Origin of the sequence: Mesorhizobium sp. YC-39 (assembly GCF_025753795.1) — a bacterium.
Lineage (GTDB): Bacteria > Pseudomonadota > Alphaproteobacteria > Rhizobiales > Rhizobiaceae > Mesorhizobium.
In genome coordinates this window covers 1,040,328-1,065,102 of sequence record NZ_JAOWPS010000002.1, presented here as the reverse complement: position 1 = coordinate 1,065,102, position 24,775 = coordinate 1,040,328, and the positions used below count along the sequence as shown (strand labels likewise).

Annotated in this window: 23 protein-coding genes; 14 read left to right on the top strand and 9 right to left on the bottom strand. The window is 63.5% G+C overall.

From position 1 onward, the window contains the following. Positions 1-108 precede the first annotated feature (108 nt). Positions 109-1,293, bottom strand: a complete 1,185-nt coding sequence (locus tag OHD62_RS14655; protein ID WP_263783500.1) for an acetyl-CoA C-acetyltransferase — start codon at positions 1,291-1,293, stop codon at positions 109-111. Between the two features lie 301 nt (positions 1,294-1,594). On the opposite strand from OHD62_RS14655, the gene phaR reads away from it, so the two are divergent. After that, positions 1,595-2,206, top strand: coding sequence for a polyhydroxyalkanoate synthesis repressor PhaR (gene phaR, locus OHD62_RS14650; protein ID WP_263783499.1), 612 nt, complete (start codon positions 1,595-1,597; stop codon positions 2,204-2,206). A 20-nt stretch (positions 2,207-2,226) separates the two neighbouring features. Here the strand turns inward: phaR and OHD62_RS14645 are convergent, their stop codons facing one another. Beyond that, on the bottom strand, positions 2,227-3,366 hold the full coding sequence (locus OHD62_RS14645; RefSeq protein ID WP_263783498.1) for a citrate synthase: 1,140 nt from the start codon (positions 3,364-3,366) through the stop codon (positions 2,227-2,229). A gap of 91 nt (positions 3,367-3,457) precedes the next feature. Between OHD62_RS14645 and OHD62_RS14640 the strand changes: the two genes are divergently transcribed. The 3 genes from OHD62_RS14640 to OHD62_RS14630 all read left to right on the top strand — a co-directional run bounded on the left by OHD62_RS14640 (position 3,458) and on the right by OHD62_RS14630 (position 6,741). Next, positions 3,458-4,546 (top strand): citrate synthase/methylcitrate synthase, encoded by a 1,089-nt coding sequence (locus tag OHD62_RS14640; protein ID WP_263783497.1) that lies wholly within the window; start codon positions 3,458-3,460, stop codon positions 4,544-4,546. A 235-nt stretch (positions 4,547-4,781) separates the two neighbouring features. After that, positions 4,782-5,564, top strand: a complete 783-nt coding sequence (locus OHD62_RS14635) for a 3-hydroxybutyrate dehydrogenase (protein WP_263783496.1) — start codon at positions 4,782-4,784, stop codon at positions 5,562-5,564. Between the two features lie 46 nt (positions 5,565-5,610). Next, positions 5,611-6,741, top strand: coding sequence for a patatin-like phospholipase family protein (locus OHD62_RS14630; protein WP_263783495.1), 1,131 nt, complete (start codon positions 5,611-5,613; stop codon positions 6,739-6,741). A 28-nt stretch (positions 6,742-6,769) separates the two neighbouring features. On the opposite strand, the gene OHD62_RS14625 is transcribed toward OHD62_RS14630, so the two are convergent. Continuing rightward, a complete protein-coding gene (locus tag OHD62_RS14625; RefSeq protein ID WP_263783494.1) occupies positions 6,770-7,369 on the bottom strand; it encodes a TetR/AcrR family transcriptional regulator in 600 nt (199 codons plus the stop codon). A gap of 121 nt (positions 7,370-7,490) precedes the next feature. On the opposite strand from OHD62_RS14625, the gene OHD62_RS14620 reads away from it, so the two are divergent. From OHD62_RS14620 to OHD62_RS14595, 6 genes are all read left to right on the top strand, one after another. Next, positions 7,491-7,952: a (2Fe-2S)-binding protein gene (locus OHD62_RS14620; protein ID WP_263783493.1), complete on the top strand. Its 462-nt coding sequence runs from the start codon at positions 7,491-7,493 to the stop codon at positions 7,950-7,952. 2 nt (positions 7,953-7,954) lie between these two features. Beyond that, complete coding sequence (locus tag OHD62_RS14615; protein ID WP_263783492.1) at positions 7,955-10,228, top strand: xanthine dehydrogenase family protein molybdopterin-binding subunit; 2,274 nt, start codon at positions 7,955-7,957, stop codon at positions 10,226-10,228. Continuing rightward, positions 10,225-10,833 (top strand): hypothetical protein, encoded by a 609-nt coding sequence (locus OHD62_RS14610; RefSeq protein WP_263783491.1) that lies wholly within the window; start codon positions 10,225-10,227, stop codon positions 10,831-10,833. The genes OHD62_RS14615 and OHD62_RS14610 overlap by 4 nt, the downstream gene beginning before the upstream one ends. Before the next feature lie 179 nt (positions 10,834-11,012). Continuing rightward, complete coding sequence (locus tag OHD62_RS14605; RefSeq protein ID WP_263783490.1) at positions 11,013-12,200, top strand: efflux RND transporter periplasmic adaptor subunit; 1,188 nt, start codon at positions 11,013-11,015, stop codon at positions 12,198-12,200. Between the two features lie 2 nt (positions 12,201-12,202). Beyond that, a complete protein-coding gene (locus tag OHD62_RS14600) occupies positions 12,203-15,382 on the top strand; it encodes an efflux RND transporter permease subunit (RefSeq protein WP_263783489.1) in 3,180 nt (1,059 codons plus the stop codon). A gap of 100 nt (positions 15,383-15,482) precedes the next feature. Continuing rightward, positions 15,483-15,641, top strand: coding sequence for a DUF3309 domain-containing protein (locus tag OHD62_RS14595; RefSeq protein ID WP_263783488.1), 159 nt, complete (start codon positions 15,483-15,485; stop codon positions 15,639-15,641). A gap of 62 nt (positions 15,642-15,703) precedes the next feature. On the opposite strand, the gene OHD62_RS14590 is transcribed toward OHD62_RS14595, so the two are convergent. Next, positions 15,704-16,669, bottom strand: a complete 966-nt coding sequence (locus OHD62_RS14590) for an SDR family oxidoreductase (RefSeq protein WP_263783487.1) — start codon at positions 16,667-16,669, stop codon at positions 15,704-15,706. Positions 16,670-16,765: 96 nt separating this feature from the next. Here OHD62_RS14590 and OHD62_RS14585 point away from each other — a divergent pair, with 96 nt between their 5' ends. Next, complete coding sequence (locus OHD62_RS14585) at positions 16,766-17,680, top strand: LysR family transcriptional regulator (RefSeq protein WP_263783486.1); 915 nt, start codon at positions 16,766-16,768, stop codon at positions 17,678-17,680. Here OHD62_RS14585 and OHD62_RS14580 read toward each other — a convergent pair. The 4 genes from OHD62_RS14580 to OHD62_RS14565 all read right to left on the bottom strand — a co-directional run bounded on the left by OHD62_RS14580 (position 17,638) and on the right by OHD62_RS14565 (position 20,832). Next, a complete protein-coding gene (locus OHD62_RS14580) occupies positions 17,638-18,828 on the bottom strand; it encodes an MFS transporter (RefSeq protein WP_263783485.1) in 1,191 nt (396 codons plus the stop codon). The two genes, OHD62_RS14585 and OHD62_RS14580, sit on opposite strands and share 43 nt — an antisense overlap. Positions 18,829-18,952: 124 nt before the next feature. Next, entirely contained in the window at positions 18,953-19,630 is a 678-nt protein-coding gene (locus OHD62_RS14575; protein WP_263783484.1) for a DNA alkylation repair protein, read from the bottom strand. Positions 19,631-19,711: 81 nt separating this feature from the next. Then, complete coding sequence (locus OHD62_RS14570) at positions 19,712-20,020, bottom strand: DUF1244 domain-containing protein (protein WP_263783483.1); 309 nt, start codon at positions 20,018-20,020, stop codon at positions 19,712-19,714. Positions 20,021-20,034: 14 nt separating this feature from the next. After that, positions 20,035-20,832: an N-formylglutamate amidohydrolase gene (locus OHD62_RS14565; protein ID WP_263783482.1), complete on the bottom strand. Its 798-nt coding sequence runs from the start codon at positions 20,830-20,832 to the stop codon at positions 20,035-20,037. 287 nt (positions 20,833-21,119) lie between these two features. Here OHD62_RS14565 and OHD62_RS14560 point away from each other — a divergent pair, with 287 nt between their 5' ends. The 3 genes from OHD62_RS14560 to OHD62_RS14550 are packed head-to-tail and all read left to right on the top strand — an operon-like array spanning position 21,120 to position 23,521. Further along, positions 21,120-21,566 carry a DUF1036 domain-containing protein gene (locus OHD62_RS14560; protein WP_263783887.1) on the top strand — a complete coding sequence of 149 codons (447 nt, stop codon included), beginning with the start codon at positions 21,120-21,122 and terminating at the stop codon, positions 21,564-21,566. Then, positions 21,563-22,999: a pyruvate kinase gene (pyk, locus tag OHD62_RS14555; RefSeq protein ID WP_263783481.1), complete on the top strand. Its 1,437-nt coding sequence runs from the start codon at positions 21,563-21,565 to the stop codon at positions 22,997-22,999. Before OHD62_RS14560 ends, pyk begins: the two co-directional genes overlap by 4 nt. 45 nt (positions 23,000-23,044) lie before the next feature. Beyond that, on the top strand, positions 23,045-23,521 hold the full coding sequence (locus OHD62_RS14550; protein ID WP_263783480.1) for an SRPBCC domain-containing protein: 477 nt from the start codon (positions 23,045-23,047) through the stop codon (positions 23,519-23,521). A gap of 15 nt (positions 23,522-23,536) precedes the next feature. On the opposite strand, the gene OHD62_RS14545 is transcribed toward OHD62_RS14550, so the two are convergent. Next, positions 23,537-24,604, bottom strand: coding sequence for an alpha/beta hydrolase (locus OHD62_RS14545; RefSeq protein WP_318528599.1), 1,068 nt, complete (start codon positions 24,602-24,604; stop codon positions 23,537-23,539). Positions 24,605-24,775: the final 171 nt, after the last annotated feature.

The window sequence follows — 24,775 nt, the reverse complement described above, 5'->3', positions numbered from 1 at the left end:
ATTCATGGACGGCATTCAGTGGACGAGGCAACGCTCTGGCGGCGATCGAGCCCCGTTCACCAATCGACTATTTCACGGCTTCACCGCTCTGTCTCCACTTTGATGTCCTCACAACGCTTCCACGCACATGGCGACACCCATGCCGCCGCCGATGCACAGCGTGGCAAGGCCCTTCTTTGCGCCGCGTCGCCGCATCTCGAAAACCAGCGTGTTGAAGATGCGGGCGCCGGACGCACCGACCGGGTGGCCGATGGCGATGGCGCCGCCATTGACGTTGACGATCGAGGGATCCCAGCCCATGTCCTTGTTGACGGCGCAGGCCTGCGCGGCGAAGGCTTCGTTGGCCTCGACCAGGTCGAGGTCGCCGACCGACCAGCCGGCCTTGGCCAGCGCCTTGCGCGAGGCGGGGATGGGTCCGGTGCCCATGATCTGCGGGTCGACGCCGGCGGTGGCCCAGGAAACGATGCGCACCAGCGGCGTGATGCCGCGTTTCGTGGCTTCAGCTTCGGTCATCAGCACGGCGGCGGCGGCGCCGTCATTGATACCGGAGGCGTTGGCGGCGGTGACGGTGCCTTCCTTGTCGAAGGCGGGTTTCAGCTTGGCCATGGCTTCGAGGGTCGCGCCGTGGCGGATGTATTCGTCCTGATCGACAATCGTGTCGCCCTTCTTGCCCTTGATGGTGACAGCGACGATCTCGTCCTTGAACTTGCCGGCCTTTTGCGCGGCCTCGGCCTTATTCTGCGAGCCGACGGCGAACTTGTCCTGATCGTCGCGGGTCAGTTGCCACTGGCGGGCGACGTTCTCGGCCGTGTTGCCCATGTGGTAGCCGTAGAAGGCATCGGTCAGGCCGTCCTTGATCATGGTGTCGATCAGCTTGAAGTCGCCCATCTTGACGCCGCCACGCAGATGCTGCGCGTGCGGTGCCATCGACATCGATTCCTGGCCGCCGGCGACGATGATCTTCGCGTCACCCTGGGCGATCTGCTGCATGCCGAGCGCGATGGCGCGCAGGCCCGAACCGCAAAGCTGGTTGAGACCCCAGGCGGTCGCCTCCTGCGGCACGCCGGCGGCCATCGCCGCCTGACGCGCCGGGTTCTGGCCTTGCGCCGCGGTCAGGATCTGGCCAAGGATGACCTCGTCGACCTCCTTGCCGTCGACGCCGGCGCGGGCGAGCGCTTCCTTGACGGCGACGGCACCCAGTTCATGGGCCGGCGTGTTGGCGAAGACGCCGTTGAAGGAACCGACGGGCGTGCGCGCCGCGCTGGCGACGACGATGGTGTTGGAAGCGGACATGTTCTTCTCCAGACTTCAGGGGATCGTGTTTTGAGTGTCGTTAGGGACTTTTCTTGCCCGTTCCACAACTCAAGTCAAACCGGAAATGGGCATGCCGGCCATGCGTAGCAAGCGGCTTGCCCGCACTTATGAGAAGAGGGCCTTCGTTGCTGCGCAGCATATTTAGCCCGCCATGCAGCATTAATTGATCTCGCACTGCACAAACCGCTTGGAATTGTGACGCTTTTGCGCATATCCTTGAAAAGGCGCAATCGTTATCGGCTGCTTACTCAAGTGCGCCGGTGTCCGGGGAGGGATGCAGATGGCCGCGAAAGACGAACCAATCATCATCAAGAAATATGCCAATCGCCGCCTCTATAATACAGGCACCAGCACCTATGTGACGCTCGAGGACCTGGCCGACATGGTCAAGAAGGGCGAGGAGTTTACCGTCCAGGATGCCAAGACCGGCGACGACATAACGCATCCGGTGCTGACCCAGATCATCTTCGAGCTGGAGAACAAGGACGGGCAGAACATGCTGCCGATCCCGTTTCTGCGCCAGCTGATCGCCTTCTACGGCGACCAGATGCAGATGATCGTGCCGAGCTTCCTCGAACAGTCGATGATCGCCTTCGCAAAGGAGCAGGAACGCTTCCGCGAGCAGATGAAGGGCGCGATCGGCAAGTCACCGCTGGACATGATGAAGATCGCCACGCCGATTAAGGCGCTGGAAGAGCAGACGCGCCGCAACATGGAGATGTTCCAGAACGCAATGCGCCTGTTCACACCATTTCCGCCCGCCGGCTCGAATGGCCCCGGCACGGCGCCGACGGAACCAGCCAGGAAGGATGCGCCGGAAAAACCCGACGACCTGCAGGAGTTGAAAGAGCAGATCGCCGCCATGCAGCGCAAGCTCGACACCATGTCGTGAGTGCATAGCGCTCTGGCGATTTACGGCAGCAGCCCCTCGTAGCGTCCGCGCGGCCTGATACTGCTGCCGCTCGCTATCTGTTCGACCATATGCGCGGTCGTGCCGACGCTGCGTCCAAGCGCAAACAGCTGGAATGGCGCATCGCGTGGCAGGCCAAAACTGCGCGTCAGCGCGGCCAGGGCAAAGTCGATGTTCGGGTGCGTGCCGGTTGCGGCAAAGGCAGCTTTTTCCAGTTGTTGCAGTGTCTCGTCGACAGGAATGGCCGTCAAAAGTGCTATGGCGCGGGGATCGCCCTCGGGATAGAGCGGATGGCCGAACGCTGGCAACGGCCGGTCATGGCCGAGCCAGCGCCGGATCGCCGCATCGGCGCCGTGCCGCGCCGCGTCGTCGGCGAGTTGCATTACCGCTTCGCCGGCGCCTCCGTGGCGCGGGCCGGACAGGGTTGCCAGGCCGGCCAGCAGGCATGCGGCAGGTGAGGCTCCGGTCGAGGCCGCGACACGGGCAGCGAAGGTCGATGCGTTGAGTTCATGATCGGCAAGCAGGACAAGGGCGCAGCGTATCGCTTCCGCGCCGCCGCCATCCACCGACCAGCCCTGCGCCAATCGTTGGTGGACAGGGTTTGTGCCGGCTACAGCGCCCAGCGACTGAGCCAGCGCTCCAACGGTGTGCGCGGCCTCAGTGCACAGCGAGGCAGCGCTGCGTCCAAGTGAAGACCTTCCCTGGCTGGCCAGCATGGCAAGCTGCGCGAAGGCCGAGGCGCGGCCGACTGGATGAGGCGCCTCAGACGACGGTGCGTTGAAAGCCATCGGTTCAGCCAGGGCCCAGAGCACGGCGGCGGTTTCCTCCAGCGTGGCCCATTTCGAGAGCGCAACGGCATCCTGACCCCGGTAGATGAGGCGACCGTGCACAACGGTCGAAATCGCCGTAGCGATCGATGGCTCGCCCCAGGCAATCGCACTTTCGGCGATGGCCGAGGGACTGCGTCCGCGCGCCCGGCGTGTGGCAAGTGCGGCGATGTCGTCGGCGCGGTATTGGCTGCGGCGCGGGTCGGTCTCATCCGGCCGCATGCCGATGCGGCCGCGGCTGACATAGGCGTAGAGCGTTTGTGGCCGCACCTTGAGCCTTTCCAGCACCTCTTCGCGCGACAGCCATTCAGACATTTCGAACCTGATATTGATTATATTGATCAAGATTGATTACTGCATGGCCCAACCCTTATCTTTTGTGGAGAAAAGCTGCAAGGAGACAGACATGGCAAACGGGCTCGATGACGTGGTGGCGGCGGAGACGGTGCTCTCCGATGTCGATGGTTTTGGCGGGCATCTGACGATCAGGGGCCATGCGTTGCCGGAACTGGCCGGCCGCTGGCGCTACGCGCAGGTGGTTCGCTTGCTTCTGGATGGCTTCTTCGATGATCTACCCAGTGATGCTGAACTGGCGGCAAGATTGGGCGAGGCTCGCGCCGACGTGTTCGAGCGGCTCCGGCCTTCGCAGCCGCTGCTGGCTCCACTTGACGTATACAGCGCCATGCGCGCGGGCATGGCGCTGCTGCCCGACGACAAGACCCTGACGGACGCCTTGCGGCTGATCGCGGCGCCTGCGGTGCTGACACCGGCTCTTTTGCGCCTGGAGCGCGGCGAGCAGCCAATTGCACCCGATCGCAAGGCCGATCATGCCGCCGACATGTTGAGAATGCTCAAGGGATCGGTCCCGTCGACAGCATTGGCAAAAGCGCTCGACACCTATCTGGTCACCGTCTGCGACCACGGCCTCAACGCCTCGACCTTCGCCACCCGTGTCGTCGCTTCGACATTGGCCGGCCTGACATCGTCGGTGCTGGCCGGGCTCGGCGCGCTCAAGGGGCCGCTGCATGGCGGCGCGCCCGGCCCGGTGATCGAAATGCTCGACGCGATCGAGGCGCATGGCGATGCTGCCGGCTGGCTGCGCGACGAAATCCAGCATGGCGAACGCATCATGGGCTTCGGCCACCGCATCTACCGCGTGCGCGATCCGCGCGCCGACGTGCTGAAAGCCGTGGTTCGGCAACTCGGCAGTGAGGACGGGGCTGGTCGTCGTTTGGCATTCGCCGAAAAAGTGGAGCAGGCAGCGCTCGACGTCCTTCGGGTCGCCAAACCGTCACGCTCGCTCCAGACCAATGTCGAATTCTATACCGCGCTGCTGCTGGAGGCGGCAGGCTTCCCGAAAGAGGCGTTCACCAACGTCTTTGCCGCCGGGCGCGTGGCCGGCTGGATCGCCCATGCGCGCGAGCAGCAGACGACCGGGCGTCTCATCCGCCCGCAATCGCGCTATGTCGGACCGGTGCCGGAGCTCGTTGCCTGAAGTCTGTCTGTCGACCGATTGCACGGGCAGGGGCTTGCTCCAAGCAGGACAGCGTCGTCGGGCCGTCGCAGCTATCGTGATCAACTTGTGCATCTCTCCGCCAAAGCGGAGAGATGCATCCTTATGACAAAAATTTCATGCCATTTGCCCGATCACGCCGGTGTTTTCACGGCGCGCAAGACATATATGCTGCACTGCAATATGTTCCTGTTAGCGCAGCATTGAGGATTCCGCCTTGCCCAGTACAAAAACCGCCATCGTCACCGGATCCACCTCGGGCATCGGCCTGGCCATTGCGGAAGCGCTCGCGGCCAAAGGTTGCAATGTTGTCGTCAATTCCTTTTCCGATACGGCGGACGATCATGCGATTGCCGATGCGATCGCCAAACACCACAAAGTGAAGACCGCCTATATCAAGGCGGACATGTCGAAGCCGGCCGAATGCCGGGCCTTGGTCGAGAAGGCAGCCGAAACATTCGGCTCGGTCGATATCCTCGTCAACAATGCGGGCATCCAGCATGTCGCGCCTGTGGAGGAATTTCCGGTCGAGAAGTGGGATGCGATCATCGCCATCAACCTGTCGTCGGCCTTCCACACCATTGCCGCCGCCATCCCGCTGATGAAACAAGCCGGCGGCGGCCGGATCGTCAACGTCGCCTCGGCGCATGGGTTGGTCGCTTCGCCGTTCAAATCTGCCTATGTCTCGGCCAAGCACGGCATCATGGGGCTGACCAAGACTGTCGCGCTCGAACTTGCGTGTGAGAAGATCACCTGCAACGCCATCTGCCCCGGCTATGTGCTGACGCCGCTGGTCGAGGCGCAGATCCCCGACCAGATGAAGGCCAACAAGATGGATCGCGAGACCGTCATCCGCGAGGTCATGCTGGAAAGGCAGCCAACCAAGGAGTTCGTCACGGTCGAGCAGGTCGCCGCAGCCGCGGTGTTCCTGTGTTCCGATGCGGCGGTGCAGATCAACGGCACGCATATCTCGGTCGACGGCGGCTGGACCGCCCAGTGAATTCGGGCGCGCGCGACAAATCTGGCCCCACATCAAGGACAACGCCATGACGACAAACGGCAAGGCGGAGGAAAAAAAGAAGATCAACATCGCGCTGCAGGGCGGCGGCTCGCACGGCGCCTTTTCCTGGGGCGTGCTTGATCGGCTGCTGGAAGACGGGCGGCTCGAGATAGCGGCGGTTTCGGGCACCAGCGCCGGCGCCATGAACGCGGTGGCGCTGGCCGACGGTTTCGTGCGCGGCGGTGTCGATGGCGCGCGGCGCAAGCTCGACGATTTCTGGCGCGCGGTGGCGCTGAAGGGCCGCTTCAGCCCGGTGCAGCGCATGCCGTGGGACGTCGCCTGGGGCAATTGGTCGATCGAGAACACGCCGGGCTATCTGTTCTTCGACACCATGTCGCGGGTGTTTTCGCCCTATGTCGCCAATCCGCTCGGTCTCAACCCGCTGCGCGACGTGGTCGAGCAGGAGATCGATTTTAAGAATGTGCGCGCCTGCAAGTCGATGGAACTGTTCATCTCGGCGACCAATGTCGAGACCGGGCAATTGCGCGTTTTTTCCGACGGCGAGATCGACCTCGACACGGTGATGGCGTCGGCCTGCCTGCCGCAATTGTTCCGCGCCGTCGAGATCAAGGGCGTGCCCTACTGGGATGGCGGCTATGGCGGCAATCCGGCGCTGTTTCCGTTCTTCAAGACGGCCGCCACCGAAGACGTGCTTTTGGTGCAGATCAATCCGGTGGTGCGCGAAGGCACGCCGAAGAGCGCCAACGAAATCCAGAACCGCATCGACGAGATCACCTTCAATGCCGGGCTGCTGCGCGAATTCCGTTCGATCGCCTTCGTTAAGGAGCTGATCGCCGCCGGCCGGCTGCCGCATGGCGAATATCGCGACATTCGCATGCACCGCATCGATGCCGACGAGGCGTTCAAGGACCTGTCGGCGTCGTCCAAGGTCAATGCCGAATGGGCCTTCCTGACCTATCTGCGCGACCTTGGCCGCACCGCCGCCAGCGACTGGCTGGAGGAGAACTACGATGCCGTTGGCAAACGGCCGACGCTCGATCTCTCCGGCGAACTCGACGACGGTTTCAAGCCGGTGCGCGGCCCGGCACCCGGCCGGCGGGTCAAGGAATTCCTGGCGGCGCGCAAGAAGCCGGAGACGGCACGCCGCCAAGCCTGAGGCGCCAAGCCTGAAACGCCTGGGACCGTCAGCCTTTTTGCAAGGCCAGATCGATCACCCTGATCAGTGCGGCTGCCGCCTGGCGCTGTTCGTCCGGATCGCTGATGCGGGTCTTCATGCCTTCCAACCCGTCGAGCAGCATGTCGGCGAGCAATTTTGCCGACAAGCCCTTGGCGGTGAGATCGACGCCGTTGCCCACGGCCTCGTCCTCGATCGCCGCAGCGACATGCCCGACAAGACCGCCGCGCCAGCAGCCGACCAGATCGGCTACGCTCGATTTCATGTCGAGGAGTTCGGCGCCATGCGGCGAGGTGACGACGGCGCGCATCATCGAGATCAGCGCTTCGTCGATGGCGCGCGTCATGCGCTCGGCGAAGGCGCCCTCGCCGGCAAGCGCCGTTTTCGCCTGCTCGATCGAACGGCCGAGCAGCATCATGGCTATGGCGCGGAAAATGTCGGTCTTGTTCTTGAACAGAAGGTAGAGCGCCGGCCGCGACATGTCGGCGGCGCGCGCAATGTCGTCCATGGTGGTGCGGGTAAAGCCATAGGCCAAAAACACCTTCATCGCGCCATCGAGGATGCGGGCGCGTTTGGGGTCTATGTCGGCGATGTCTTCGATCTCGATCATGGGCAAACACTATCTGCCACGCCTCTATTGACAAAATAACGAAATTTGTCAAGATGTATACGGACAAGGCGGCCCAAGCCACCTTGCCTAGGGCAGGTGGACGACAACGAAGGGTATCCCCATGCGCCTCACCGTCGACGGACAGTCATTCGATATCAATGCCGATCCCGAAATGCCGCTGCTGTGGGCGTTGCGTGATCTCATGGGCAAGACCGGGCCGAAATTCGGCTGCGGCATTGCCGCCTGCGGCGCCTGCACGGTGCATGTCGACGGCCAGCCGGTGCGTTCCTGCTCATTACCGGTCGGTCAGGTCAGCGGCGCGGTCACCACCATCGAAGGCATCGGCATCGAGGGCAGACTGCATCCGGTGCAGCAGGCCTGGCTGGAAGAACAGGTCGCGCAATGCGGCTATTGCCAGGCCGGCCAGATCATGAGCGCGGTGGCGCTGCTCGATGAGGTCGCGGACCCGAGCGATGCCGACATCGACAATGCGATGGGCGGCAATCTCTGCCGCTGCGGCACCTATCCGAAGATCCGCGCGGCGATCAAACGAGCCGCCGTCCTCAAGACGGCGAGGCTCTGATCATGGCCAGCGTCGGAAAGATCGCCCGCCGCACGTTTCTCATCGGCGCGGCCGCTATCGCGGGCGGCGTCGCCGTCGGCTACTATTATTACCGCAAACCCTTTGCCAATCCGCTGGAAGGCCATCTCGCCGCTGGCGAGGCAGCCTTCAATCCCTATGTGAAGATCAGCGCCGACAACACCATCACCATAGTCGCGCCGCGCGCCGAGATGGGCCAGGGCATCTCGACGACGCTCGCCGCGATGGTCGCCGAAGAGCTCGATGTCGACCTCGACCAGGTCAAGGTCGAACTCGGCCCGGTGTCCCATGCCTATTACAATGCGGCGATCCTGGAAGAGGGCGGCCCCTTCGCCTTTTTCGACGAGAGCATGACCGCCGAAGCGGTGCGCGCCGGCATGGGCGTGGTCGGAAAGTTCCTCGCTATGCAAGCGACCGGCGGTTCGGCCTCGACACGTGACGGCTTCGACAAGATGCGGCAGGCGGGCGCCGCTGCCCGGCAGATGCTGATTGCGGCGGCCGCGCAAAAGCTCGGTGTCGTCGCCGCCGAGCTGGAAACAGCCAATGGCAGGGTCCTGCACAAGGCGTCGGGCAAATCGGTCACCTATGGTGAAGTCGCCGCAGCTGCCGCTTCGGTGGCGCCGCCTGCTGAAGTCAGGCTCAAGGACAAAGCCGAGTGGAAACTGCTCGGCAAGCCGCAAAAGCGTGTCGACATGCTGGCCAAGGTCACCGGCGCGCCGATCTTCGGCATCGATGTGGCGCTGCCGGACATGTTGTTCGGCACGGTCAAGATGAGTCCGCGCTTCTGGGCAAAGCCAGTCAAGGCCGATCTGTCAAAGGCCGAAAAGATATCTGGCGTGGTCAAGATCGTGCCGATCGAAACGAATTATGGCTACGGCTTCGGCATCATTGCGGAAAACACCTGGGCGGCGTTCAAGGCGGCCGACGCCATCGACGCCGTATGGGCCGATCCCGAATACCCGCTGGACAGCGCTGCCATTTCCGACGCGCTGAAGCAGTCGCTCGGCACCAAAGGGTCGGTGATGCGCGACAATGGCGACGTCGATACCGCCTTCGCCGATGCGCCGCGCGAAAGAATTGTCGAGGCCGACTATGCCGTGCCGTATCTGGCGCATGCGACGATGGAGCCGATGAACGCCACGGCGCGGCTGAAGGACGGCGTCCTCGACATCTGGTGCGGCAACCAGGCGCCGACGCTGGTGCGGCAGCTTTGCGCCAATGTGGTCGGCGTCGAACAGCACAAGGTCAATGTCCACACCACCTTCCTCGGCGGCGGCTTCGGCCGGCGCGTCGAGGTGGACTACGCGCTGTGCGCCGCGCTGATGGCGAAGGAGACAGGCGGGCGTCCGATCAAGGTAACCTGGACGCGCGAGGAGGACATGCGCCACGACGCCTACCGCCCGGCTGCGGTCGGCAGGTTCCAGGCGCGGCTTGGCGATGACGGCCTGCCGGTCGCCGTCGACATGAAGATCTCCTCGCCGTCGATGATCGCCAGCACCTTGCGCCGATTGTTTCCTTCGATACCGGCCCTTGGCCCCGACAAGTCCATTGTCGATGGCGCCTATGACCAGCCCTATACGATCCCGAACTACAGGGTGACCGGCATCGCGGCCCCCGTCACCATCCCCGTCGGCTCCTGGCGGTCGGTCGGCAGTTCGATCAATGGTTTCTTCCATGAAGGCTTTCTCGACGAGATCGCCGTCGCAGGGAAAACCGATCCGGTCGAACTGCGCAAGACGCTGATGGCCGCTTATCCCTCGGCGGTCAAGGTGGTCGAGAAGGTCGCCGAGATGGCGAAATGGGGCGAGGCGCTGCCCGCCGGCAAGGCCAAGGGCATGGCGTTCACGCTCTCCTTCGGCAGTTGGGTCGGCGAGATCGTCCAGGTCGCCGACACGCCGGCCGGCATCCGCATCGAGGAGGTGTGGATTGCCGCCGATGTCGGCACCGCGCTCGATCCCGGCATCATCGAGGCACAGCTCATCTCGGCCGCCATCTATGGCTTGTCGGCGGCGATGGGTCAGGAAATCACCTTCGCTGACGGCATGGTCGAACAGTCGAATTTTCACGACTACGACGCCATGCGCATCTTCCAATGCCCGACCTTCGAAGTCGCCATCCTGGAAAATTTCCACAAGATGGGCGGTGTCGGCGAAGTCGGCACGCCGCCGGCTGCTCCGGCGCTCGCCAATGCCGTCTTTGCACTGACCGGCAAGCGTATCCGGACGCTGCCCTTGTCGAAGGAGGTGGCCTTCGCATGAAATTCTTTCCCACCATGCTGACGGCTGCTGCCATGGTGCTTGCGGCGGCCCCTTTCGCAAGCGCACAAGAAGACCGGGTAAAGCCATCCGCAACGGTCGATGCAGCCAAGGGGCTGGCCGAATGGGACAAGATCCAGGCGGTGTTCTCGCATCCGCGCTGCGCCGGCTGCCATGTCGCCGACGATCGGCCGCGCTGGTCGGGCGCGTATTATAGCGGAACGCGCGTTCATGCCTTCAATGTCCAGCGCGGCGGCGACGGTTCGGGTTTCGGCAATCCGGGCCTGCGTTGCACGACCTGTCATTTCTCCAGCAATTCCAACGTACTGCATGGGCCTCCCGGGGCCGAGAACTGGCATTTGGCGCCAGTCGAGATGGCCTGGTTCGAACAGTCCTCGGCGCAAATCTGTGCCCAGATCAAGGATCCCGCCCGCAATGGCGGCCGCAGCCTCAGGGATGTCGCGCTGCATGTGCGCAACGACAGGTTGGTCGGCTGGGGCTGGGCGCCGGGAAAGGATCGCGAGCCGGCGCCGGGCTCGGCGGAGGAAACCTATCAAGCGATCGAGAACTGGATGGCGGCGGGTGCACCGTGTCCGGCGCCGCCATAATCCATCAACTTTTCTGACTATATTGCGGTGCAACTTTGATGTAGAAGCGCGTCTCGCCGATCACGGCAATTTGAACACGGCCTTGCGCGCACCCATATCGGCAGCGCGTCCGAGTTTAGAAGACGCGGTAGTTGTTAGAAGACACGGTCTGGCCAAACCCCGCGCACTGGAAAACGACGATGCCGAAAATCAGGTTTCACAAGCTTGCAGCCATTGTTGTGCTTATCGGTTTCGCTGCCTGGATGGCGACAGGGCAGTTCTCGTCCGTCGGCAGCGCAGTCGCCGACAGCAAACCCAAGGTGGGCGAAGTCGAGCAACCCAAGGCCGACGCGGGTAAGCCCCAGACTTCAGGGGCTGCCGAGGCCGAACAGCCGAAGGCGTCGTTGCGCACCGTCGCGGTCATAACCCCGCCGCGGCGCACCTATGCGCGCGCCATCCGCATTTCCGGACTGACCGAAGCCGACAAGCGCGCGGTCCTGGCGACCCGGGTCGACGGCATCATCGACAAGCTGCCGGTCAAGCAAGGACAGCACGTCAAGACGGGCGACCTCGTGCTGATGCTTGCCACCGAGGAAAAGCTTTCGGCGCTCAGCAATGCAAAGCAGCTTGTCGCGCAGCGTCAGGCCGAACTCGATGCGGCCACGCGGCTGGCGAAAACCGGCAATCTGCCCAAGCTGCAGCTCGACAACGCCCGCTCCACCCTGACCTTGGCGCAGTCGATGCTGGAAGCCATGCAAGCCCAGCTTGATCGCAATGAGGTGAGGGCTCCGTTCGACGGCGTCATCGACCGGGTGCCGGTGGAACTTGGCAGTGCCGTGATGCAGGGCGGCGAGGTGGCAACCATCCTGAGCCTCGATCCGGTGATCGCCCGCGGCGAGGTCAGCGAACGCGATCTCGGCTATCTGAAGATCGGCGACGAAGCCAATGTACGTCTGGTCAGTGGTCAGACCGTCAAGGGCACGGTGCGCTACATCAGCCGCGACGCGTCGTCCGCCACCCGCACCTTCCGGGTCGAGATCGCAATCCCCAATCCCGAGGGCACCATTCCCGCCGGGATGACGGCCGAGATCGGGCTGAGCGCCCAGCCGACCGACGCCGTCATGCTGCCGCGCTCGGTGGTGACGCTCGGCGACAAGGGCGATCTCGGTATTCGCGCCGTCGACAAGGACAACAAGGTCGTGTTCTTCCCGATCGACCTGGTCGACGACACGCCAACCGGCCTGGTGCTTGGCGGCATCCCAGCCGATGCACGTGTCATCGTCGCCGGCCAGGAATTGGTGACGGAAGGCGAAGTGGTCAAGCCGGTCGAGGCCGACCAGGCCACCATCCAGAAGCTCTTGGGCGAAGCGGCGGCCGGGACGCAGTAATCATGGATATCGTCAAGCTCGCAATCAACAATGCCCGCCTGACCATTTCGGTACTGGTCTTCCTTCTGCTTGCCGGCTGGGTCGCCTATCAGTCGACGCCGAAGGAAGCGGAACCCGACGTTCCGATTCCGATGATGTATGTCAGCCTGATCTATCAGGGCATCTCGCCCGAGGATTCGGAGCGCCTGCTGCTGCGGCCGATGGAAGCCAAGCTGAAAAGTCTCAAGGGTCTCAAGGAGATGCGCTCGGCCGCCTTCCAGGGCGGCGGCTATGTGCTGGTCGAGTTCCAGCCGCAGACGGATCTGGCGACGGCGCTGCAGGATACGCGCAGCAAGGTGCAGGACGGCAAGGCCGACCTGCCGCAGGCAGCCGAGGAGCCTGTGGTCACCGAAGTCAACATCTCCGAATTTCCCGTTCTTGTCGTGACGCTGTCGGGAGAATTGCCCGAACGCGTGCTGACGGCGGCGGCGCGCGAACTGCGCGACCGTATCGAGGAGGTGCCCGGCGTTCTGGAAGGTGCGCTGCAGGGTTCGCGCGACGACCTCGTCGAAGTGGTCATCGATCCGATGAAACTGTCTTCCTACGGACTGCAGCTCGACCAGTTGATCGGCGCTGTCGGCGCCTCAAACAGTCTCGTCGCCGCCGGTAACATCGAAGGCTCCGAGGGCAAATACGCGGTCAAAGTGCCGTCGCTGATCGAGACGCCCGAGGATGTGGCAGCACTTCCGGTCGTCGCCACGCCCAATGCCGTGGTGCAGGCCAAGGACATTGCCACCATCCGCTCGACCTTCGCCGACGCCGAGACGATCACTCGTCTTAACGGCAAGCCTGCCATCGCCATCGAAGTCAAGAAGCGCATCGGCGCCAATTTGATCGACACGATCGCCCAAGTCACCGCCGTGTCCGACGCCTTCGTCAAGACCATGCCGGAAGGCATGCACGTCACCTACACGCAGGACAAGTCGGTCTTCGTCAACCAACTGCTCGGCGATCTGCAGAACCATGTCATGATCGCCGTGATCCTGGTGTTCATCGTCATTCTCTATGCGTTGTCTGGCCGCGCGTCGCTGCTGATCGGGCTGGCCATCCCATCATCCTTCCTGATCGGCATCCTGCTGCTGGCGATGATGGGCTACACGATCAACATGATCGTGCTGTTCAGCCTCATCCTGGCGGTCGGCATGCTGGTCGACGACGCCATCATTGTCACCGAATTCGCCGAGCGGCGGATGAGCGAAGGCATGCCGAAGGAAGAAGCCTTCGCGCTTGCCGCCAAGCGGATGGCCGGTCCGGTCATCGCGGCGACGATGACGCGCATCGCCGCCTTTTCGCCGCTGCTGTTCTGGCCGGGCATCATCGGCGACTTCATGAAATACATGCCGATCACGCTGATCGTCACGCTGTCGGCGTCGATGCTCTACGCGCTGGTTTTCGCGCCGACGCTGGGCGCCCTGTTCGCCAAGGCGCCGCCGCATCACGAGGACGACAATCGCGATGGCTGGTACATGGCGGTGGTCAAGCAGGCGGTGCGCTTTCCCATCACCGTGCTTGTGCTCACCGTCGCGCTTTTGTTTGGCGTCGGCTTCGCCTATTCGAAATATGGCGCCGGCGTCGAGTTCTTCCCGAATGTCGAGCCTGACTACGGCCTGCTCTATGTGCATGCCCGCGGCAATCTCTCGCTCGCCGAAATGGATGTCGCGACAAAGACTGCGGAAGACCGGCTGCTCGGCTGGCCGGGCGTGAAATCGGTCTATACCCGTGTCGGCAAGACGCAAGGCGGCGGCCAGGACATCCCTGAAGACGTGGTCGGCGTGATCCAGTACGAGTTCGTCGACTGGCGCGAGCGCAAATCCGCGAACCAGATCCTCGACGAGTTGCGCGGCGTGATGGCCGGCATTCCCGGCGTCGATGTCGAGGTCCGCGTGCCCGAAGCCGGTCCGCCGACCGGCAAGCCAATCCAGATCAGGCTCTCGGCCGTCGACCCGAAAGGGCTCGACGACAAGGCCCGTGCGGTTGCCGCGAGCATTGCCAAGGTGCCCGGTGTCATCGATATTTCCGACGGCCTGCCGCCGCCTGGTGTCGACTGGGCACTCGAGGTCGATCGCGCCAAGGCGGCGCAATACGGCATCAGCCCGACCTCGGTCGGAACAGTGGTGCAGCTGGTGACGAACGGGCTGAAGCTCTCAGAATACCGGCCCGCCGGAGCGGACGACGCCGTCGACATCAGGCTGCGCCTGCCCGAGGACCGGCGCACGCTGTCGACGCTCGATGAACTCAGGGTGCAGACCTCGCAAGGGTCGGTGCCGATCTCGAATTTCGTCGTGCGCAAGCCCGAGCCGACCGTCGGCATCCTCAACCGCATCGACGGCGCGCGCACGGTTGTCGTCCAGGCCAATGTCGCCGCAGGCGCTCAGGTCGCGAATGTCCAGCAACAGGTCACCCAGGCTGTCACCGATATGGATCTGGGCAGCGGCATACGCTGGAAGCTCGCCGGCTCGAACGAGGACAGCGCCGAGGCCAGTGCCTTCCTCAGCAAGGCCTTCGGCGCCGCGATCTTCCTGATCTTCCTGGTGCTTCTGGCGCAGTTCAACAAGTTCACCAGCGTCTGGCTGGTGCTGTCCTGCGTGGTCATGGCGACTATCGGCGTGTTCCTGGGCCTGCTTTTGACAGGAGAAGCGTTCGGCATCGTCATGTCGGGCATCGGTGTCATCGCGCTGGCCGGCGTGGTGGTGAACAACAACATCGTGCTGATCGACACTTATGACCGGCTGCGCGAGGAAGGCTGGGATAAGGTCGAGGCGGTTCTGCAAACCTGCCGCGAACGCGCCCGCCCGGTGGTGCTGACGGCGGTTTCGGCGATCCTCGGCGTGCTGCCGATCGCCTTCGGCCTCGGCCTTGAAATCTTCCACCACGAGACGACGATCAACGCGCCGTCGACGCAATGGTGGATTTCTCTGTCCTCGGCGATCGTCTTCGGCCTGTCCTTCGCCACCGTGCTGACGCTGGTGGTGACGCCGTCGATGCTGATGGTGTTCACCCGCGCCAAGGTCAAGCCTGGTGCACGGCGCGGCTGGTTCAGCCGGCTGTTCCGACGCGGCAAGGGCGAAGTTTCGACCGAAGCAGCACCCGGACAAGATTCGGACTCCGAGCCGGCAATCGCCTTCCCGAAAGCGGCCGAATAAGCTCACGCTTGATTAGTCACATAAAAAAGCCGCCCGGGAACAACCAGGCGGCTTTTTGCATTGTCTCGTCACATCTGCATCTCAAGGCGAGGGTTTTCTCATGCCGATCAGCACCATTCTCATCATCATTCTAATCCTCATCCTGATCGGCGCAGTACCCGCATGGCCGCATTCGCGTGCCTGGGGCTATGGGCCTTCCGGCATCGTCGGCGTTATTCTGGTGGTGCTCCTGATATTGCTGCTGATGGGCAGGATCTGAGCTGAAGCTCAGGCGGCAAGGCAGCGAGCGCCGCATTGGAGGTCCGCTGCCTTCGTCATCTATCAGGCGGCCTTTTGCTCGCCTGTGTCCGCTACCGGCAAGATACCGATATCGAAAAGGGCTTCGGCGACGGCCTTGTCCAGCGGCGTGTGCGGGACCCTGCCGATGATGCCTTCGAGCCGGGTGGAAACAAGGCGGTGCGGTTCGAAGCGCAGATAGGACATCGAGACGATCTCACGCCACATGGCCACGAACGGGCTGCCGGCGCGCAGCACCCACCAGGGCATCGAAGTCAGTTTCAAAGTGCGCCCCAACGCTTTTTCCGATGCCGCCTTGATCTCCAGATCGGTGACGGCATGGCCGGGAAAGTTCAGCGCTTCGTAGGAGCCAAGCTTGCCGAGATTCTGTGCCAGCCCGACGAAAGCCTGGGCCAGGTCCGGCAGGTAGGCCCATTCATGTACGAGGTCGACCGGCCCGGGAGCGGTGTAGACGCCCTTGTTCATCTTGGCGGCGACGATCAGGTCGAACCACGATCCAGTGCCGGTGCCGCCGAAGAAATCGCCGGCCCGCAGAAGAATGGTGCGCACCCGGCCGGCGTCGGCCTCGCGGCGAAAGAGGTCTTCCATGGCAACGCGGATGCGGCCCTTTTCGGTGGTCGGATGGAATGGCGTGTCTTCGCCGATCACCGCCGGGATCGGCGACCCGTAATTGTAGACATTGCCCGGAGCCAGGTGCACGGCACCGTTCGCCTGGCAGGCGGCCATGACGTTCTCTGCCATCGGCAGGCACTTGCCCCAGTCGGTGTAGATAGGGTTGAGGCCATTGAAGATGATGTCGACGCCTTCCGTGGCGCGGATCAGCGCTTCGCGGTCGAGCCCGTCGCCAGCGACGGAAGTGGCGCCCTCGAGTTCGGCCGGCACCTTGCCGCTGCGGGTGACGGCGCGGACCTCGTAGCCAGCGTCGATGAAGGCCTTGGCGACCACCCGGCCGAGCCGGCCATTGGCGCCCAGAATTGCGATCTTGGTCATTGTTCGTCTCCGTTGTTTGCGTTTAGGGCCCCAATGTGATGCCTTTGCAGATGAATGAAAATTGACTGAAGTTGGCGATCTGATATTCAGATATGAATGGCAGAAATCGACTGGAACCTGATCAAAAGTTTCGTCACCGTGGCGGAAACCGGCAGCCTGTCGGCCGCCGCGCGAAAACTGGCATCGAGCCAGCCGACGCTCGGCCGCCATATCGCTGAACTGGAACAGGCGCTTGGCGTCACGCTGTTCAGGCGTGGGCGGCGCGGCTATGCGCTGACCGAAGCCGGCAGCACGCTTTATGAACGCGGCCGGGCGGTGAGCGAGCAGGCGAGCGCCTTTTCTCTGCTGGCGCTGGGGTCGGTCGAGGCGATCGAGGGCACCGTGCGCATCGCCGCCAGCGAAGTGGTGGCGGCCTATGTCCTGCCAGAGATGACGGCGCGGCTCGGAATGGAGGAACCCGGCATCGAGGTCGAGATCGTGGCGTCGAACCAGGTCGAGAATCTCCTGCGCCGTGACGCCGACATCGCCATCCGCATGGTCAAGCCGGCGCAGAACGAATTGGTGGCGCGCAAGGTCACCGACATTCCGCTCTGCGCTTGCGCGGCCAAATCCTATCTCGAGCGGCGCGGCCGACCGCGCGAAGCCGGCGATCTTGCCGGCCACGATCTGATTGGCTTCGACCGCGGCGACGACATCATCCGCGGCTTTGCACAGCTCGGCGTTCCGCTCACCCGCAATGCCTTCCGCTTCAGGACCGACAACCAGATCGTGCTGTGGGAGGCGGTGCGGGCGGGAAACGGCATCGGCTTCGGCCAGCAGCCGTTGGCCGATCGCGATCCGCTGGTCGAGACAGTGCTGCCAGGCCTCGCTCTACCGACCCTGCCGGTGTGGCTGGCCATGCATCGCGACGTGCGCACCAGCGTGCGCATCCGCCGGGTGGCGGATTTCCTCTATGAGGAACTCAAGCGCTATTCGGCCGGTGCCGGCTCCGGAGCGAATTCGGCGCGGTGAGCAAGCCCGGCCATCAGAAGCACGATCACCAGCAGCCCCGACAGCGCGACGAAGATCGGGCCGAAGCTCGAATGCTCGGCGACGAAGCCGATCGCCGAGGGTGCCACCAGAATGCCTGAGTAACCCATTGTGGTGACAACGCTCATGCCTGTGCCCGATGACATGCCTTCCTGGTTGCCGCCGGCCGAAAACAGGATCGGCACCATATTGGCGATGCCGAGGCCGCAAAAGGCAAAAGCCGCGATGGCGATGAAGGGCGAGGGCGCCAGCCCGGCCACCAGCATGCCTGCGGCGGCGGCAAGGGCCGAGATGCGCAGCGTCGTCACCGCACCGAAGCGGTTGCGCACGCCGTCGCCGAAGAAACGCATGACGGCCATGATGCCGGAAAAGGCGGCGTAAGCCAGGCCTGCGATGGCAAGGTCGGCGCCGAGCTCCTGCTGCAGATACAGCGCCGCCCAGTCCAGCACCGCGCCTTCGGAGATCATCGTCAGCAGCGCCATCAGCCCGACCAGATAGACCAGCGGATTGCCTGGCAGCGTGAATTTGCGATGCCCGGGGGCCGATCCCCGCGACGGTTTACCCTCGGCGATCAGGTAGCGGACCGCCGCGGCGACCACAGCAAAGGCCAGAGCCGTCACAACCGTGGCATGGGCGAGATGACCATAGTTCTGGATGGCGAAACCACCGAGAGCGCCGCCGGCAAAACCGCCAAGGCTCCAGAAGCCGTGCGATGACGACATGATGGCGCGGGACAGTCGTCGCTCCACCACCACTGCATTGGCGTTCATGGCGACGTCCATGCCGCCGATTGAGCCGCCGAAGACGAGCATGGCGATCGCCGCCAGCGGCACATTGGGAGCGAGCGCCACCGCGAGCAGGCCGAAGCTGCCGCAAAGGCCAAACCAGCGCAGCACGGTGCGCGAACCGTGCCTGGAGATCAGGTGGCCGCACCAGGTCATTGCCGTGACGGCGCCGGCGCCGAACAGAAGGATCAGCAGACCGAGTGTGAATTTCGAGATGTCGAGCCGGGTCAGGAACACCGGGATCTGCGGCGCCCAGCTTCCGGTCAGGAAGCCGTTGGCGAGGAAGATGGCCGCCACGGCCCATCGCCCGCGAATGGCGGTCTGCATGACGTTTTGCGCGTCCATCGCGTAGAATCCGGTCTGAAATGGCCTCGCGTGGCAAATTAGATCGATTCAATTTGCAGTCAAGCGCTACCGGCCAACAGGAGCTTGGGCCAGGTCGCACCATGAGGCACTATCATGGACTTGCCTAATCATGAACTTGCCCGCGCCGGCGAACCATCTCGGCGATCCAGACCGGGGCGTAGGGTGGCGTGCAGCCAGGCGATGCAGGGTAGTCGATGAGGACGGCGAGCCGCTCGCCAATCCCGATGGCCCGCATCCGAAGTTTCGGATGATGGATGCCGATCTCGGCGAGACAATGGTTCATGGCCCATTGCTTGTGGGCAGGCGCCTCTTTCATCTCCTTCTCGATCTGGTCGAGCAGGGCATCGAGGTCGAGTCCCCCAGCGTTCCTGACGACCCTGTCGGTCGTCAGGCTCCAGCCGGCGCGACCGACAAGGTCGTCGCCGTCCTTCCAGGCCAGCCGAAGTTCCTCGGCGTGGCGGCCGGGCTTGACAACGTTGACGATGAACCAGTCGAGGAGCTTGGGAGAGCGGATGTCGCGGATCATCACGTCGAGCTCGGCTGCGGAAAAGGCCTTCGGCCTGCACAGCAATGTGGCGAGCAGGCGCGCGGCGGTGTCGCCTCTGGCCCAGAGCTGAACCGCGAGTTCATGCTGGGTCTTCAATCGCTTGGCGAGGACGCGAAGATGGGTGAGGTTCACGCCGTGATCGTCGCCACGGCGTTCATTGGCCTCGCGCATCTTCGGGTCTTCGAGGGCGGCGAGTTCGCGCGTGACGTCCTCGACTGTCGTGCCCGTTGACATGATGCTCTCTCCCCCTTCGCCGCGTTCCTTTCGCTTTGCGGTAAAGACCAGTTCGAGTCGAACTCGGTCTTTCAGGCGATCCTAGTGATCCCTGGGGCGTCTTGCCTCGAATTCCGCCTTCTTGGCGTCGGAGGCGTCAAGCTGGTTGAGCGCCTGCCATTCGGCATAGGGCATGCCGTAGATGATCTCGCGCGACTGGTCCTTGCTGAGGTCGAGGCCTTCGGCCTCGGCTGCCTCGCGATACCAGTTGGACAGGCAGTTGCGGCAGAAGCCGGCGAGGTTCATCAGATCGATGTTCTGGACATCGCCGCGTTCGCGCAGATGCGCGACCAGCCGGCGGAAGGCGGCGGCCTCGAAATCACGTCTTTGCTCGTCGCTGAGTTCGGTCATTTGTCTCGGCCTCCTTACAGCGGCCCGGTGCGCGAGCCGAACATTTTCACCTGATGTATATCGGGACGGCGGTCGATCGCGTCAACGATCGGTGCCAGCCGTTCGGCCCAGGCCAGCGCGCCCTTGCTATCGGCGATCAGATCCTGGCGGATCTCGATCAGCGCATGGGCAAAGCCGTTGACGATGGCATGCCTGAACATGGTGTCGCCGCGCAAGGCGCCGTCATAGGGCTCGTTGTCGCCAACGACGAGGCTCTTGTCCGCCGCCAGCATGTCGATCAGCGGCCGTGCCACCCGGTCGTCGCGATCCCATAGGATGCCGACATGCCATGGGCGCACAACGCCCTGCATGGCCGGGGTGAAGGAATGCACCGAGAAGATGAAAGGCGGATGTGTGGAAGCCTGCGCCACCGAGGCGATCATGGCGCCGACAGCGTCGTGATAGGGACGGTAGAAGCGGTCGAGCCGCCTTTCGCGTTCTTCCCAGGCTATAGGATAATTTCCCGGCACGACGGTGCCGTCATAGAGCTGGCGGATCAGGGTCGGGTCGTCCTCGCCTCGATTGGGATCGATCAGCAGCCGCGAAAAATTGGCGAGCACCGCTGGTGCGCCGAGCAGGGCCGCCAGTTCGCGCGTCACCGTCTCGACGCCGATGTCATAGGCGATGTGGCGGTCGAACTCCGCTGAGGGCAGGCCAAGGCTGCCATATTCTTGCGGCAGGTCGCGGCGGGCATGGTCGGCCAGCAGCACGATGCCTCGCTTGCGGTCGCCTTCGACGATATCGAAAGGCGCGAAAACTGTGGATCGGGTCATTAGCGGGAAATGGTCTGTTCGCTGGCTTTCGGGGAGGGTGGTATCGTCATTCCACGAAGCCGACGCTTGCGCAATGCCGTTGTTTGGCCAAGGTTTCTGCGGAAATCTGGCAGAAGGCGGCGGGCGATGCGCCAAGGCGTTTCTAAATCGATTGGAATTGGGCAAAACGGCGCGTTGACATGCGCCCGGACTTTTCCGAAAAGGGGCGTTGAGAGATGCAAATGTGGTTCTTGAGGGGTTTCAGGATGGGTTCCGCCGGCAGGCCGCGCGTGCGCTACGCCTTCGCCATGCCGCTCCTGAGCCTTGCTATCGGACTGTCCGCGCTGGTTACGGCCTCGCCGGCACGCGCCGATTTCCGCGTCTGCAACGCCACGCAGAACCTGGTCGGTGTCGGCATCGGCTACCGCGCCAAGGCCGGCTGGATCACCGAGGGCTGGTGGCACATTGAAGGATCGAGCTGCAAGACGCTGATCGAAGGGCCGCTGTCATCAAGGTTTTACTATCTTTATGCAGAAGACGCCGAGCGCGGCGGACGCTGGGATGGCCCGATCAACATGTGCGTGGCCGAAAAAGAGTTCAAGATCGCCGGCGTCACCGATTGTGTCGCCCGGGGCTTCCAGCGCGCCGGATTTCAGGAATATGACACGGGCGAACAGGCAAGCTGGATGGTCCAGCTTACCGATGAGTCCGCAACGGATGGCGCTCCAGCCGCCCCGGGAACAAACAGTCAATGAGACGTAGCCGCAAGGTCAAGATCCTCGCCACCATCGGTCCGGCCTCATCCTCCGAGGAGATGCTGAGGAAACTCTTCGAAGCCGGCGCCGACGTGTTCCGCATCAATATGAGCCACACAGATCATGATTTGATGCGAACACTTGTCGGCCGCATCCGCGCCGTCGAGGAAGTGGTCGGCCGGCCGATCGGCATTCTCGCCGACCTGCAAGGGCCAAAACTGCGCGTCGGCAAATTCGCCAATGGCAAGGAGGTACTGAAGCCCGGCCAGACCTTCACGCTCGACGACAATCCCGAGCCCGGTACCTCGACAAGGGTCTATCTGCCGCATCCCGAAATCCTGAGCTCGGTCGAGGCCGGTCACCGTCTTTTGATCGACGATGGCAAGCTCGAGCTGAAGGCAGTGAAGAGCAATGGCAAGGCGATCGTCTGCACCGTCGTCGCCGGCACCACCATTTCCGACAAGAAGGGCGTCAGCCTGCCCGACACCGACCTGCCGGTCGGGGCGCTGACCGAAAAGGACCGCAAGGACCTCGATGCCGTGCTGGCCACCGGCGTCGATTGGATCGCGTTGTCGTTCGTGCAGCGGCCGGAGGACCTGGCGGAAGCGCGCAAGATCGCGCGTGGCCGGGCGCTGATCATGGCCAAGATCGAAAAGCCGCAAGCCGTCGCCCGGCTGGCCGAGATCATCGACCTTTCGGATGCGCTGATGGTCGCCCGCGGCGATCTCGGCGTCGAGATGCCGCTCGAGGCGGTGCCCGGTATCCAGAAGCAGATCACGCGTGCCGCGCGCCGCGCCGGCAAGCCGGTAGTGGTCGCCACGCAGATGCTGGAATCGATGATCACCGCACCGGTGCCGACCCGCGCCGAAGTGTCCGACGTCTCGATCGCCGTGTTCGAAGGCGCCGACGCCATCATGCTGTCGGCCGAATCCGCCGCCGGCGCCTATCCGGTCGAGGCGGTGGCAATGATGGACCGGATCGCCACCAAGGTCGAAACCGATCCGACCTATGCCGGCATCATCAACGCACAGCGCTCGGAACCGGAAGCGACCGGCGCCGATGCCATTTCGCTCGCTGCCCGCGAAATCGCCGAGACGCTGAAACTGTCGGCGATCATCACCTATACGGCGTCCGGCACCACCGGCCTGCGTGCCGCGCGCGAGCGGCCGCAGGTGCCGATCGTAGCACTGTCGCCGATCGTCAATACGGCGCGGCGGCTATCGCTGTTGTGGGGCACGCATTGCGTTGTCTCGCCCGATGCCATCGACCTTGATGACATGGTCGACCGCGCCTGCCGTATCGCTCTGGACGAAGGGTTCGGCAAGCCGGGCGACCGGGTGATCATCACGGCTGGCGTGCCGCTGCGGACGCCAGGCTCCACCAACATGCTGCGCATCGCCTATATCGGGTCGGACGTGCAGGCGAGCCGCTAGGCTGCTCAAGAGACCCTATTCTCCGTAGCGATCATCGGAGGTCACATGAGCAAAGACCATGCAGGCGTCTGGACCCGCACGTCGAGGGTCATCAAAGCCCGCCCTGAAGACCTCTGCGCGGCCTTCATCGATCCGGACGCGCTTGCCGCCTGGCTGCCGCCCGCGGAGATGACAGGCGTCATCCACGAATTCGACGCGCGGATCGGCGGCGGCTATCGGATGTCGTTATTCTATCCGCCGGATGAGCACGGTTCCCGTGGCAAGACCACGGACAAGGAGGACATGGTCAAAGTGCGTTTCGTGGAATTGACGCCTCCGCGCAGGATCGTCGAAGCCGTCAGCTTCGTGACCAGCGATCCGGCCTTGCTCGGCGAGATGACGATGACGGTGACATTCGAAGACATGCCCGGCGGGACGGAAGTTACGCTTCTGTTTGAAAACCTGCCGTCGGGCCTGCGGGCGGAAGACAATGATGCGGGAGCGCAGCTAAGCCTGGAGCAGCTTCGCCGCCGCTTCGAATGATCTCAGCGGGGCCACTCAAATCGGCGCGAGTTCGGCCTCCGGCACCTTGAGGTCGGCGCATTTGCCGGCGCCGAAAGTGTCGTTGGCGATCCGCGTTTCCACGGTCTTTGCCATTGCCGGCAGATCCACGTCCTTGCCCGCGACCTTTTCGATCGCGCCGATGACGAGATCGGGTGCGATCCAGTCTGGCTTGTGGCCGAGATTGTGCACCCAGACCAGTTCGGCGCCTTGGATGTCGCGCTCAAGGCCGACCGAATGAATTGATGCGTAGACCACCTTGTCGCGGTCGCCCGAGATGACCACCGTCGGCGCCTTGATGTCGCGGTAGTGCGGCGCGGCGCCGAGCACGTAGCGATAGAGCCCCGCGACATCTACGGCATTGGCGCGGAAGGCGCTCGGCCGCAGCACCAGCGGGATCGACGTCGCGGCGACATAGTTGTCCGGCACCTTGTTGGGCGCGAAGACGCAAGCCGTGGAGTCGTCCATCCGCAGCGTTCCCGCCGGATAGCTCAGCGTCTCCGAGAACAGCCAGCCAATCACCGGAATGGCCGTCAAATTGTAATACCAGGCGGTCGCGCCACCCGGCCAGGGATGGGTAGCGGGCGAGAGGAAGACCAGGCCGAGCGTCTTGTCCGGATGCTCGCGGCCAAAGGCGGTCGTCACGGCGCCACCGAAAGAGTGGCCGACGATCACGGCTTTCTTCATGCCGAGATGGTTCATCAGCGCTGCGATGGTGTTGGCCTGTGCCGACGGGGCCTCGTTATTGCCGGGACCCCGCCCCGACCAGCCGAAACCCGGACGGTCGAGGAACAGCATCTCAGCCCGGCCTTCAAGCAATGGCCTCAGCGGCAGCATCTGATCCCTGAGATTGGCGCTGGCGCCATGAATGAAGACCACCGGTGGCAGCTTGGCGTTGGCGGGTGCTGGAACATGGACATAATGGATGCGGGCGCCGTCTATATCGGCGAAATCGCCGATCGGCGGATTGCGGCGCTCGATCAGCCATGAACCGGCGCGAGTGACACCGGCCAGGGTGAACACAAGCGCCATGAGGAAGGCGAGAGTGGCATACATCAGGTTCATGGGGGCAGGTACGGAGCGGAGCGGAATTAGTTCAGAGGCATGCTGACATTCAGGTGAGGCCGGCCTGCAAATGGCGGTTTCCTGCGCTCACGTACCCAAAAGTACGCTCCGCTCCGGTTCTCGGAAACCGCCATTTTCGACTCGGCCTGACCTGAATCTCAGCATACCCCG

Excerpts from the sequence above, each read along its gene's own strand:
- OHD62_RS14565 (WP_263783482.1), bottom strand. The coding sequence starts at position 20,832 with ATGACCCGATCCACAGTTTTCGCGCCTTTCGATATCGTCGAAGGCGAC.
- OHD62_RS14605 (WP_263783490.1), top strand. The coding sequence starts at position 11,013 with ATGCCGAAAATCAGGTTTCACAAGCTTGCAGCCATTGTTGTGCTTATC.
- OHD62_RS14545 (WP_318528599.1), bottom strand. The coding sequence starts at position 24,604 with ATGAACCTGATGTATGCCACTCTCGCCTTCCTCATGGCGCTTGTGTTC.
- OHD62_RS14655 (WP_263783500.1), bottom strand. The coding sequence starts at position 1,293 with ATGTCCGCTTCCAACACCATCGTCGTCGCCAGCGCGGCGCGCACGCCC.
- OHD62_RS14570 (WP_263783483.1), bottom strand. The coding sequence starts at position 20,020 with ATGACCGAACTCAGCGACGAGCAAAGACGTGATTTCGAGGCCGCCGCC.
- OHD62_RS14550 (WP_263783480.1), top strand. The coding sequence starts at position 23,045 with ATGAGCAAAGACCATGCAGGCGTCTGGACCCGCACGTCGAGGGTCATC.
- OHD62_RS14590 (WP_263783487.1), bottom strand. The coding sequence starts at position 16,669 with ATGACCAAGATCGCAATTCTGGGCGCCAATGGCCGGCTCGGCCGGGTG.
- OHD62_RS14580 (WP_263783485.1), bottom strand. The coding sequence starts at position 18,828 with ATGGACGCGCAAAACGTCATGCAGACCGCCATTCGCGGGCGATGGGCC.
- OHD62_RS14630 (WP_263783495.1), top strand. The coding sequence starts at position 5,611 with ATGACGACAAACGGCAAGGCGGAGGAAAAAAAGAAGATCAACATCGCG.
- OHD62_RS14625 (WP_263783494.1), bottom strand. The coding sequence starts at position 7,369 with ATGATCGAGATCGAAGACATCGCCGACATAGACCCCAAACGCGCCCGC.
- OHD62_RS14645 (WP_263783498.1), bottom strand. The coding sequence starts at position 3,366 with ATGTCTGAATGGCTGTCGCGCGAAGAGGTGCTGGAAAGGCTCAAGGTG.
- pyk (WP_263783481.1), top strand. The coding sequence starts at position 21,563 with ATGAGACGTAGCCGCAAGGTCAAGATCCTCGCCACCATCGGTCCGGCC.
- OHD62_RS14600 (WP_263783489.1), top strand. The coding sequence starts at position 12,203 with ATGGATATCGTCAAGCTCGCAATCAACAATGCCCGCCTGACCATTTCG.
- OHD62_RS14575 (WP_263783484.1), bottom strand. The coding sequence starts at position 19,630 with ATGTCAACGGGCACGACAGTCGAGGACGTCACGCGCGAACTCGCCGCC.
- OHD62_RS14640 (WP_263783497.1), top strand. The coding sequence starts at position 3,458 with ATGGCAAACGGGCTCGATGACGTGGTGGCGGCGGAGACGGTGCTCTCC.
- OHD62_RS14560 (WP_263783887.1), top strand. The coding sequence starts at position 21,120 with ATGCCGCTCCTGAGCCTTGCTATCGGACTGTCCGCGCTGGTTACGGCC.
- phaR (WP_263783499.1), top strand. The coding sequence starts at position 1,595 with ATGGCCGCGAAAGACGAACCAATCATCATCAAGAAATATGCCAATCGC.
- OHD62_RS14585 (WP_263783486.1), top strand. The coding sequence starts at position 16,766 with ATGGCAGAAATCGACTGGAACCTGATCAAAAGTTTCGTCACCGTGGCG.
- OHD62_RS14595 (WP_263783488.1), top strand. The coding sequence starts at position 15,483 with ATGCCGATCAGCACCATTCTCATCATCATTCTAATCCTCATCCTGATC.
- OHD62_RS14610 (WP_263783491.1), top strand. The coding sequence starts at position 10,225 with ATGAAATTCTTTCCCACCATGCTGACGGCTGCTGCCATGGTGCTTGCG.
- OHD62_RS14620 (WP_263783493.1), top strand. The coding sequence starts at position 7,491 with ATGCGCCTCACCGTCGACGGACAGTCATTCGATATCAATGCCGATCCC.
- OHD62_RS14615 (WP_263783492.1), top strand. The coding sequence starts at position 7,955 with ATGGCCAGCGTCGGAAAGATCGCCCGCCGCACGTTTCTCATCGGCGCG.